This window comes from Stutzerimonas stutzeri KOS6 (assembly GCF_000307775.2).
Taxonomy (GTDB): domain Bacteria; phylum Pseudomonadota; class Gammaproteobacteria; order Pseudomonadales; family Pseudomonadaceae; genus Stutzerimonas; species Stutzerimonas stutzeri_B.
Map to the genome: position 1 here is coordinate 147,427 of NZ_KK020676.1, position 10,490 is coordinate 157,916.

The following is a 10,490-nucleotide window of genomic DNA, read 5'->3' on the forward strand; positions in this document are numbered from 1 at the left end:
ATGTCCGCTTCCAAGGTGCTGGTCGCCTGCTGGCTCGGCCTGGTCGCACTATCGGTTTGCACCGTCCTGCTGGGTAACGCCGGTGCCACGCAGGCGCTGGCGACGGGCGTTCTGCTCGCAGCGTTCGGCAAGGCCTGGCTGATCACTGACGGCTTCATGGAGCTGCGCCACGCACCTCGCGCATGGCGTCTGCTGCTGCTCGGCTGGCCCCTGGTCATGGCCATCGGCATGCTGCTGACCCTGCTCTGAACCCGTATATCACTCGCATTCGGTCGGGTGGCGCTGCCCTGCGGCGCATGCTTCGGCTGTGCCTGCGTTAACTGTCGGGGATGGCAAAGGCACGTAGGGTGGATGTCGCTTTTTACATCCACCGTGGCGCCGCAAGGTGGATCGGTGAAGCGTGATCCACCCTACGCGGACTGCAGGCCGGCATGAGCCAAAGCGGATCACCCACCCTGCTCACCTCCCGCGCCCGTTTATTGTTTCCGATCAAGGATGCCCGGCCCGCCGTCGGAGATTCTGCCGCCATCGAATCACGCGCCCGTGCAGCGCCTTGGCGCGCCATGAGGAGAGACGTCCATGTTGAGAATCAGCCATTACCTGCGCGCCCTGGCTCGGCCGACCACTCCGGTGCTCGGTGCCCGCAGCGTCAGCGGCAAGCGCCCGCCAGTGGTGATCTGGAATCTGCTACGGCGCTGCAACCTGACCTGCAGGCACTGCTACGCCACCTCCGCCGACAGCGAGTTCCGCGACGAACTGGACACCGCCGAGGCACTGAAGGTGATCGACGACCTGCACGCAGCCGGGGTGCGCGTGCTGATCCTCTCCGGCGGCGAGCCGCTGCTGCGGGCCGACATCTTCCAGCTCGCCGATTACGCCCGCGACAAGGGTTTTTTCGTTGCGCTGTCCACCAACGGCACGCTGATCGACGAGGGCAACATCGAGCATATCGCCGCGGCGCAGTTCGACTACGTCGGCATCAGCATCGATGGCCTCGAGGCGGTGCATGACGACTGGCGCCAGCTCAAGGGCAGCTTCGCCGCCTCCATGCACGCCATCGACCTGTGCCGCCAGCGCGACATTCGCGTCGGCCTGCGCACCACCCTGACGCAGAACAACTACCCGCAGCTGCCGGCCCTGCTGGCGCTGATGCGCGAACACGACGTGCAGAAGTTCTACCTCTCGCACCTCAACTACAGCGGCCGCGGCAAGCGCAGCCGCAAGGCCGACGCCCATCACCAGATGACCCGCGACGCCATGCGCCAGCTCTTCGAGCAGGCCTGGGACGACGTGCAGCACGGCCGCGAGACCGATTTCGTCAGCGGTAACAACGACGCCGACGCGGTCCTGCTGCTGCAGTGGGTGGAGCAGCGCCTGCCTGAGCATCGCGAGCGCCTGGAAGGCATGCTGCGCGCATGGGGCGGCAACGCCTCCGGCAGCGGCATCGCCAACATCGACAACATCGGCGACGTGCACCCGGACACCTACTGGTGGCAGCACACCGTCGGCAACGTGCGTCGCCAGCGCTTCAGCGACATCTGGCTGAACGAGCCGGCACCAATGCTGCAGGAGCTGCGCCAGCATCCGCGCGCGGTCGGCGGGCGCTGTGCCGACTGCCGCTGGCTGGCGATCTGCAACGGCAACACCCGCACCCGCGCCTGGGCGCAGGGCGATCTCTGGGCCGAAGACCCGGGCTGCTACCTCTCCGACGAGGAGATCGGCCTGCCCGCCGCCGAGCGCATTCCCAGCATCGCCATCTGACCGATCGAGCGGCCGACCAAGCGCCGCAGCGACGCACTCCGTAAGCCCGATGAGAACTCAGGAGCACCGCATGGACCAGCCACTCACATTTCCCGCCTCGCTGAGCGCCACGTTCGCCCCGGGCGAAGTCGCTCTGGTCGGCGCCGGGCCGGGCGACCCCGGCCTGCTCACCCTGCGTGCCTGGAGCCTGCTGCAGCAGGCCGATGCGGTGGTCTATGACCGCCTGGTCAGCGACGGGCTGATGGCGTTGCTGCCGGCCGCCTGCAGCCGCCATTACGTCGGCAAGACCAGTGGCTATCACAGCCTGCCGCAGCCAGAGATCAACCAACTGCTGGCCGACCTGGCCCTGCAGAACAAGCGCGTGGTGCGGCTCAAGGGCGGCGACCCGTTCATCTTCGGTCGCGGCGCCGAAGAACTCGAATTCCTCCTGCAGCGCGGCATCGACTGCCAGGTAGTGCCGGGCATCACCGCCGCGGCCGGCTGCAGCGCCTATGCCGGCATCCCGCTGACCCACCGCGATCTGGCGCATTCCTGCCAGTTCATCACCGGCCATCTGCAGAGCAACGGCGAGCTGCACCTGCCCTGGGAGGCCCTGGCCCAGGGCGGACAGACGCTGGTGTTCTACATGGGGCTGGCCAGCCTCGGCGAAATCTCGCGCAACCTGATCGCCGCCGGCCTGCCGGTGGATACGCCCGCCGCGCTGATCGGCAACGGCACCCGCGAGAACCAGCAGGTGGTGCGCTGCACGCTACGGCAACTGCCGGGCATGGCTGACGAGCAGCACCTCACACCGCCGACCCTGACCGTGATCGGCCGGGTGGTCGGCCTGTTCGCCGGGCGTCAGGTCCAGCACCCGGCACACCTGCTTGGCGATCGTGCCGCGAGCATGGAGGCCGTATGCGACTGATTCCCGCCCTGCTGCTGGCCACCGCGCTGCCGGCGGCCACCTTCGTCGCCCTCGATATGGCCATTCCGCGGGCTGCCGCGGCGATCCCGCCAGCCGACAGCCAGGCGCTGTACGAACAACACTGCCAGAGCTGTCACGGCGTCAATCGCCTCGGCGGCGCCGGTCCGGCGCTGCTACCGGAAAGCCTCAGCCGCATCAAGCCGGCCGAAGCCCACGCGGTGATCCGCGACGGCCGCCCGGCGAGCCAGATGGCGGCCTATTCCAAGGTGCTGGACGAAGCGCAGATCGCCAGTCTGGTCGACTACCTGTATCAGCCTTCCGCGGTAGCGCCGACCTGGAGCGATGCCGACATCGGCGCCAGCCACCGCATCCTCAAGGACGTCGCCACGCTGCCGACGACCCCGCAGCACGGCGCCGACCCGCTCAACCTGTTCGTCGTGGTCGAGGCCGGCAATCACCACGTGCGGGTACTGGACGGCGATCGTTTCGAGGAGCTGGCGAACTTCCAGTCGCACTTCGCCCTGCATGGCGGGCCGAAGTTCTCGCCGGATGGCCGCTTCGTCTATTTCGCCTCCCGCGACGGCTGGATCAGCGTCTACGACCTGCACAACCTGAGCATGATCGCCGAGGTCCGCGCCGGGCTGAACACGCGCAACCTGGCGGTGAGCAACGATGGCCGCTGGGTGCTGGTGGGCAACTACCTGCCGGGCAACCTGGTGCTGCTCGATGCCCGCGACCTGTCGCTGGTCAAGAACATCCCGGTGGTCGGCCAGGACGGCACGCCGTCACGGGTCAGCGCCGTGTACACCGCGCCGCCGCGCGACAGCTTCGTGGTCGCGCTGAAGGACGTGAAAGAGGCCTGGGAGCTCTCCTACGCCGGCGATCCAAACTTCAAACCGCGCCGGATCGAGGCCGCCGACTTCCTCGACGACTTTTCCTTCACTCCAGACTACCGCCACCTGCTGGCCACCTCGCGCAAGGCCCACGGCGGCCAGGTGATCGATCTGGACACCGGCAAGGCGGTCACCGACATTCCGTTGCCGGGCATGCCGCACCTGGGCTCGGGCATCTACTGGAAGCGTGACGGCAAGTGGGTGTTCGCCACGCCCAACGTCAGCAAGGGACTGATCTCGGTGCTGGACCTGGAGACCTGGAAACTGATCAAGGAGATTCCCACCGAAGGCCCGGGCTTCTTCATGCGCAGCCAGGCCAACTCGCCCTACGCCTGGACCGACGTGTTCTTCGGCCCGAACAACGACGCCGTGCACCTGATCGACAAGCAGACCCTGGAAGTCGCCCATACGCTACGCCCGATGCCGGGCAAGAATGCCGCCCACGTCGAATTCACCCATGATGGCCGCTATGCCCTGCTCAGCGTCTGGGACGCCGACGGCGCGCTGATCGTCTACGACGCCAACAGCCTGGAAGAGATCAAGCGCATCCCGATGAACAAGCCCTCCGGCAAGTACAACGTCGGCAACAAGATCGAATTCGCCGAAGGCACCTCGCATTGAGCGCTGTGCGAGTCGCCTAGTAACGTTCTGCTTCGGCCAATGTAGGCATGTAGGCATGTAGGCATGTAGGCATGTAGGGTGGGCTTCAGCCCACCGTTACGGGTTGGTGGGCTGAAGCCCACCCTACATGGAGTCCCGGTCTTTTGTTGTATTTACCGACCTCGATGCCTCATCCAAACTGGCCTTGATATGAATTTATTTAATATGAGGCCGCCATGGATATCGATCTCGCCCGCACTTTTCTCGAGATCATCCGCAGCGGCAGTTTCATCGCCACCGCCGAACGCCTGCACATCACCCAGACGGCGGTGACCGCGCGGATACACAACCTCGAAGGCCAGCTGGGTTGCCGGCTGTTCGTGCGCAACCGCGCCGGTGCGCGACTGACCGATGATGGCCAGCGCTTCGTCGCCTATGCCACCCAGCTGGTGCAAACCTGGGAAGCCGCGCGACGCGACCTGCCGCTGTCGCAGGGTGGCGGCAAGCTGCTGACCCTCGGTTCCGAGGTGAGTTTGTGCAACCCGTTGATGCTGGCCTGGGCCCAGCGCCTGCGCCAGGGTCTGCCGAGCCACGCGGTGCGGCTGGAGGTCGGCAGTGGCGAAGAGCTGCAGAAGAAGCTCGATCTGGGCGTGCTGGATGCCGCGCTGGTGCACTTGCCGGAGTACTGGCCGGGCCTGCAGGTCGAGCAGTTGCTGGAGGAAAAGCTGATCCAGGTGGTGCAGACCCAGAATCCCGACCCGTACCTGTATGTGGACTGGGGACCGGCATTCCGCAAGCAGCACAACCAGGCGCTGCCCGAATGCACCCGTGCCGCGCTGTCATTCAGCCTCGGCCCGCTGGCGCTGCAATACCTGGTGCAGTGTGGCGGGCGCGGCTACTTCCGCACCCGCGTGGTCCAGCGCTATCTGGAAGAAGGCATTCTCAAGCGGGTGGAGCAGGCGCCGGAATTTTCCTACCCGATCTACCTGGTCCATGCACGCGCCAGCGAATCCCCGGCGCTGCTCAGGGCCATCGAGCTGCTGCGCGAGGTGGCCCTCGACGACTACGACTGGTCACGCTGGTATTACGAGATCTGAACCGGCCGCCGCTCAATCCGGCAGCTGTTTGAGCCAGTTGCGGTAGAGCGCGGCGATCAGGTCGGTCTGGGTGATCATCCCGACCAGCCGCTGCCGCTCGTCCACCACCGGCAGGCAGTGCAAACCGCGATCGGACAGCAGGTAGACCAGCTCGACCATGTGCGTGTCCATGCCCACCGAAACCACCGGCGAGCTCATGATTGCGCGCAACTTGGTGCCGCGCAGGAACTTGAGCTGGCCGAAGCTGAGCCGCCCCGGACGTGGATGGAAGTGCTTGAGCAGATCGACCAGGGTGACGATCCCCACCAGGCGGTGGTCGTCGCCCTCTACCACCGGCAGCGAGCGCAGGCGGTGGTGCTGCAGCGTCTGCCAGGCCTGCTCGATGAAAACGTCCGGCGTGTGCCAGTGGATATCCCGCGACATCACGTGTGCCGCGGTGATCTCACCCATGCTGCGGCGCAGCGCATGCTTCTCGGTCTGCTTGATCAGCCGCGCGAGGTCGTCGCGGGAAACGTCGACGTACTCGCCGAACTCGGCCAACGCCCGCTCGACATCGTCCTGCATGAAGCTCATCCGCTCACCGGGGCGCGGATCGCGGGTGCGGTGCTCGTTGTCCCGCGGCAGGCGCGCCCTGGGATAGGCGTTGCCGGTGAGGTTGTTGAACAGCAGGGCGAAGGTCACCAGCAGCAACGAATTGAACGTGACCGGCCAGAGCAACCCGTAGCGCAGCTCGTGCAACTCCGCGCTACCGACGGCCGCAACGAGTGCCAGGGCGATGCTCGGCGGGTGCAGGCAGCGCAGGGAAAACAGGCACAGGAGCGCGAAACAGGCGGCGAGCGTCGCAGCCAGCACCGGGTGCAGTCCGCTTAGCCCCAGACTGATGCCGATCAGCACGGCGAAGAAGTTGCCGCCGATCACCGACCAGGGCTGGGCGAACGGGCTGGAGGGCGCAACGAACACCAGCACCGCCGACGCCCCCACCGGGGCGATCACCTGCAGCGCCAGGCCGCTGCCCAGCAGCCAGCGATCACTGATGAACGCCAGGGGCATGACCAGGGCGATGCCGATGGCCGCGCGCAGCCATTGCCGTGGTGCGACGTTCAGCGGAGCGGGCACGAAGGATTTGAACCAGTCGATCAGGGTGTCTTGCATGAAGGCTCTATCAATCGAAGGGCCGGCCGCCATCAGAGCGCGACCAGGTAAAAAAAGTCCATCCCTGGACCATCAGGAGCTAAGGGGGTGGTGACCGAAAATCAGGCGCTCACCGGCAACATCCGCGGCGCGTCACGCTGTGCCTGGCGCACGGTCAGCCAGCTATTGAGTGCCATCAGCAGCATGCCGGAGGCGAACAAGCCACCGCCGAACATGCGCACTAGGTAGCCGGAGTGACTTGCCTCCAGCGCCTCGACGAACGAATAGGTCAGTGTTCCGTCCTCGTTGATCGCCCGCCACATCAGGCCCTGGGTGATGCCATTGACCCACATCGAAGCGATATAGAGCACGCTGCCGATGGTGGCCTGGCCGATGCGGTGCATCTGCCAGCGTCCAAAGTGTTGTGGATCAGGTGCTACCGCGAGCCAGACGAAGTTCATCGCCATCCAATCGCTGTCGATGGTGCCGAAGAACTGCAATGAGCTCTAACGAATAGTATTGCTTGGTTAGTGCAATTATTTTGAACCGAAGGGCCAGTCGTCCGGTTCCGAGGCAGTGCCGGCGCGCATGAGACCCCGCGCGGCCCGGGCGTCGCGCCATGATCGGTTCAGGCGCCGTTGCCGCGTTCGATGTGATCGACCACTTCGGTGACGATGCGCATCACCTCCAGGTTGGCCTCCTCCATTCGCCCGAGATGGTCGAGCGCCACCTCCAGCGCATCCGCATCGAACGCATCCAGCGCCGCCTGCCCCTGCGCGTGTACGGCGGTGTGCGGCCGCTCGATCTGGCGGAAGTGCTCCAGCCCCTGGATTACGCCGTAATCCTGAGCGTAGTACCAGCGGCCGAAGCGGCATTCGCGCTCGCTGGGCAGTTGCGCAACGGCCTGCCTTTCGCTGCCCAGCAAGTGGTTGTAGACGACGAATTTCAGCGACAACTCGTCCAGGTTCGCCAGCTCCACGCCAGCGCGCAGAGACGACGCCGCGCTGCTGTCACGCATGGCCCCCGCCAGCTGGTACAGGCTGCGCATGGCCTCCACCGCCTTCTCGGTCGTCCGGTTGAAACCCTGCGCCTGGCTGCCCTGCAGGCGGATATAGTCGTGTACGTTGGCGATCTCGGCCTGCACCTCCTCGATCTTGCGCACGATGTCGCCGGTGGCCAGCGCAGTCTTTTCCGCCAGGCTGCGAATCTCGCCGGCGACCACGGCAAAGCCGCGCCCTGCCTCGCCGGCACGCGCCGCTTCGATAGCGGCATTGAGCGCCAGCAGGTTGGTCTGGCTGGCGATGCCGCTGATGAGATCGACGATACCGTTGATCTCATGCGACCGTTCGGCCAGGGTGTCGACCTTCTGTGAGGCGTGCTCCAGACCGCTTTCCATGTCCGCGGCCTTGCCCTGCAGTTCACCAAAATGCTTCTGGTTGCTCAGGGCCGCACCGGCCACCTGCTCGGCGCGCGAACGGTTTTCGTCCAGTTGCCCGCTGAGGTGCTCGAAGGAATCGCCCAGATGGGCCACCGAGTGGCTGAAGCGGATCAGGTTGGCCGACACCCCACGGTAATAAGCCAGCAGACGCTGGCTGTTCCGGTCGGCCTGTTCGGCAGCGGTCAGCGACAGCTGCAGAGCCTCGATGCGTGCTGCCTGCGCCGCACAGCTGGCGCGCAACTCGTCGCGCTCCTGTCGCAGGCGCGCCGCGCTTTTGCTTTCGAACCACATCTGCCACCTCCGTCAGCCGATGGTATAGCCGTTGTCCACCACCCAGTCCTGGCCGAACACACCGCGCGCGCCCTGAGAAAGCTGGAACAGAATGACATTGGCCACCGCCGCGGACTCGAGGAAATGCCCCGGCAGCAGGCGCTTGGTAACGCCGTCGGCGACGCTCTCGAGCTGATCGTCGCTCAGCCCCAGCGTGCCCCAGATGGCGGTGGCCGTCGGGCCGGGCGAGACCATGTTGATGCGCACGTCCAGCGGCGCGAACTCCACCGCCAGGGTGCGCGCCTGAGCCGCCAGCGCCGCCTTGCTGGCGATATAGCCGGCCAGCCCGGGAAAGCTCGAGCGAATCAGAAAGGTGCCGACGAACACGACCGAAGCGGGCTTGGCCAATTCGTTGCGCATGACCGCGAAGGTATTCAGTGCACCGGCGCCATTGACCGCCCATTGCCGGTCGAACGCCGCCATGTCCAGGCCATCGGCCAGTTCGGCGATGCCGGCATTGGGCACCAGGTAGTGCACCGGGCCGAGCTGCGCGGCGCGGCGCGCCAGCTGGGCCAGGTCTTCGGCTGAAGTGACATCGCCACGCAGCCACTGCAGTTGCTCCGGGTGGGTGCCCAGCAACGGTTCGAGCCCACCGAGGCTGCGCGACATCGCCAGCACCCGCGCTCCCCGCTGCAGCAACGCAGCGCACAGTGCCAGACCGATTCCGGAACTGGCGCCGGTCACGACTGCCAGACGATCCTGAAACTCGCTTTTCATTCGTCATCTCCGAGCTCGACGCGCGTCGAGTCACAGGCTGCCTCGGCAGAGGCAGCGGTTTTGAGGCTTGCTAGGGGTGGGCAGAGGCGATGGCATCTGCCCGCTTGCATGTTCCGGCAGTTCAGCCCGGGTGGCCGTCCACGCGGGGCGAGACCAGCATCGGCGCGTAGCGCCAGACATAGAGTGCGAAGGCCAGCACCCAGCACGTCGCAGCCAGCCACAGGCCGGCGACCGGCCAGGCCACGGAGAGGAATACCCGCGACGCGGTACCGACATTGAGCAGGACGAATGCGCCGACGATGCCCGCCGGCAGTTGCAGCGGACGCCCGGTATGCCCCAGCGTCACGCGGGCAATCATCGCCAGGATCAGGCCGCTCATCGAGCCCACGCTCAGGGCATGCAGGGCCGGGCTGGGTTGTGTCAGCAGACCGAAATGCCAGAGCGCCAGGCCGAACGCGGCGACCACCAGCCAGAGCATCGCCAGGTGCAGCGACCAGAGCAGGCCGACCTTCCAGATGCCGTGGTCGTACCAGCGCGCCAGGCGCAGCAGATGGCCGATGCCGATGGCGACGAACAGCAGGCCCAGCAGCGGATGTGGCTGCAGGGCAGTGCCGAAGGCATGCAGCAGGCCGACAACCCCGCTGCCCACCAGCAAGGCAATATCCAGCCAGACCCACGGCTTGACCGCATCGACCTTGCCCAGGCCACGTTGGGTGAAGAACGGAATCACCCGGCCGCCGATCAGCGCCATCAGTGCCGCGACCAGCCACAGGCCGGCCAGTACGCCCTGCCGTTGCAGACCATCGTCGCCCTTGAGCAGCCCAGTCAGCGTCAGCACATCGGCGCCGAACATGAGCGACAGCACCACCACGATCGGGTAGTTGCGCTTCTGCCGTACGGCCCAGAGCATCCCCGCCATCATCCAGGCCAGCGCCAGCAGGAACAGCAGATCCAGCGGCGCCAGCCAGGCGGCCGGCAAGCCGAACAACCAGCTCAGACGAGCAGCCAGCCAGACCACCGCCAGCCCCATCAAGCGACGCCCCGACGGTGCCGTCTGGCCGGTCCAGGTCTGTACGGCGGTGAGCAGAAAGCCGGCAACGATGGCCATGGCAAAGCCGAACAGCATCTCGTGCCGATGCCAGGCCAGCCAGCCGCCGGCCGGCTGAAAGTCCGGCAACAGACCGCTCCAGGCCGCTACCCAGAGCGGAATCGCCAGCAGCGCATAGACGCTGCCTGCGAGGAAGAAGGGGCGAAATGCGAGCCGCCAGACAGGCGGGATACTCAGGGCTTTTCGCCGATCGATAACTTGCACGGAAGGCCTCCAGAACGCTCTTTATCCTGCCGCATGCCCAGCATGCCGGCGGAGCCGCGCCTCCGACTGGCGGCGCTGGCTACTTTTTACAGGTTAGGAGGCTCGCACAGACTTGATTGCAATCAGCTTTTTTCCGAGACGGTGGAGAAGCGACAATCGGTCGAAAAACCGCGCCGTGCCCTGCACCAGCGGAGTGCAGCGCGATGGAGCTTTTTGTGGACGTAAGGCGCCAAGGTGATAACAGGCAGGCCTCGGGAAATGCTTGGAGCTTCTGGCAGGCCTTCAGCCTGCATCGCCGCGGGGG

The 10,490-nt window shown here is 66.0% G+C and carries 10 protein-coding genes and 1 pseudogene; 5 read left to right on the forward strand and 6 right to left on the reverse strand.

Going from position 1 to position 10,490, the window contains the following annotated elements; genetic code table 11:
- The 5 genes from B597_RS29245 to B597_RS29265 all read left to right on the forward strand — a co-directional run bounded on the left by B597_RS29245 (position 1) and on the right by B597_RS29265 (position 5,258).
- Positions 1 to 249, forward strand: coding sequence for a cytochrome C oxidase subunit IV family protein (locus B597_RS29245; RefSeq protein ID WP_003293341.1), 249 nt, complete (start codon positions 1 to 3; stop codon positions 247 to 249).
- Between the two features lie 330 nt (positions 250 to 579).
- The gene (gene nirJ / locus B597_RS29250; protein ID WP_024161761.1) at positions 580 to 1,761 is read left to right on the forward strand and encodes a heme d1 biosynthesis radical SAM protein NirJ; all 1,182 of its coding nucleotides are present in this window, start codon (positions 580 to 582) and stop codon (positions 1,759 to 1,761) included.
- 70 nt (positions 1,762 to 1,831) lie between these two features.
- A complete protein-coding gene (cobA, locus tag B597_RS29255; protein WP_003293343.1) occupies positions 1,832 to 2,668 on the forward strand; it encodes a uroporphyrinogen-III C-methyltransferase in 837 nt (278 codons plus the stop codon).
- On the forward strand, positions 2,659 to 4,182 hold the full coding sequence (locus tag B597_RS29260) for a nitrite reductase (RefSeq protein ID WP_003293344.1): 1,524 nt from the start codon (positions 2,659 to 2,661) through the stop codon (positions 4,180 to 4,182). Before cobA ends, B597_RS29260 begins: the two co-directional genes overlap by 10 nt.
- Before the next feature lie 215 nt (positions 4,183 to 4,397).
- Positions 4,398 to 5,258: a LysR family transcriptional regulator gene (locus B597_RS29265; RefSeq protein ID WP_003293345.1), complete on the forward strand. Its 861-nt coding sequence runs from the start codon at positions 4,398 to 4,400 to the stop codon at positions 5,256 to 5,258.
- 12 nt (positions 5,259 to 5,270) lie between these two features.
- Here B597_RS29265 and B597_RS29270 read toward each other — a convergent pair whose 3' ends face one another.
- The 6 genes and pseudogenes from B597_RS29270 to B597_RS47545 all read right to left on the reverse strand — a co-directional run.
- Positions 5,271 to 6,410, reverse strand: a complete 1,140-nt coding sequence (locus tag B597_RS29270) for an HPP family protein (protein ID WP_003293350.1) — start codon at positions 6,408 to 6,410, stop codon at positions 5,271 to 5,273.
- A 101-nt stretch (positions 6,411 to 6,511) separates the two neighbouring features.
- Positions 6,512 to 6,859: pseudogene (locus tag B597_RS29275) on the reverse strand (cytochrome C oxidase Cbb3); the annotation flags it as partial.
- A gap of 158 nt (positions 6,860 to 7,017) precedes the next feature.
- Complete coding sequence (locus tag B597_RS29280; RefSeq protein WP_003293352.1) at positions 7,018 to 8,118, reverse strand: methyl-accepting chemotaxis protein; 1,101 nt, start codon at positions 8,116 to 8,118, stop codon at positions 7,018 to 7,020.
- 12 nt (positions 8,119 to 8,130) lie between these two features.
- The gene (locus tag B597_RS29285; RefSeq protein WP_003293354.1) at positions 8,131 to 8,874 is read right to left on the reverse strand and encodes an SDR family NAD(P)-dependent oxidoreductase; all 744 of its coding nucleotides are present in this window, start codon (positions 8,872 to 8,874) and stop codon (positions 8,131 to 8,133) included.
- Between the two features lie 121 nt (positions 8,875 to 8,995).
- Entirely contained in the window at positions 8,996 to 10,186 is a 1,191-nt protein-coding gene (locus B597_RS29290) for an NnrS family protein (RefSeq protein ID WP_003293356.1), read from the reverse strand.
- A 122-nt stretch (positions 10,187 to 10,308) separates the two neighbouring features.
- A partial coding sequence (locus tag B597_RS47545) for a hypothetical protein (RefSeq protein WP_226924957.1) occupies positions 10,309 to 10,490 on the reverse strand: 182 nt, incomplete at its 5' end.

Excerpts from the sequence above, each read along its gene's own strand:
- B597_RS29270 (WP_003293350.1), bottom strand. The coding sequence starts at position 6,410 with ATGCAAGACACCCTGATCGACTGGTTCAAATCCTTCGTGCCCGCTCCG.
- B597_RS29285 (WP_003293354.1), bottom strand. The coding sequence starts at position 8,874 with ATGAAAAGCGAGTTTCAGGATCGTCTGGCAGTCGTGACCGGCGCCAGT.
- cobA (WP_003293343.1), top strand. The coding sequence starts at position 1,832 with ATGGACCAGCCACTCACATTTCCCGCCTCGCTGAGCGCCACGTTCGCC.
- B597_RS29265 (WP_003293345.1), top strand. The coding sequence starts at position 4,398 with ATGGATATCGATCTCGCCCGCACTTTTCTCGAGATCATCCGCAGCGGC.
- B597_RS29245 (WP_003293341.1), top strand. The coding sequence starts at position 1 with ATGTCCGCTTCCAAGGTGCTGGTCGCCTGCTGGCTCGGCCTGGTCGCA.
- nirJ (WP_024161761.1), top strand. The coding sequence starts at position 580 with ATGTTGAGAATCAGCCATTACCTGCGCGCCCTGGCTCGGCCGACCACT.
- B597_RS29280 (WP_003293352.1), bottom strand. The coding sequence starts at position 8,118 with ATGTGGTTCGAAAGCAAAAGCGCGGCGCGCCTGCGACAGGAGCGCGAC.
- B597_RS29260 (WP_003293344.1), top strand. The coding sequence starts at position 2,659 with ATGCGACTGATTCCCGCCCTGCTGCTGGCCACCGCGCTGCCGGCGGCC.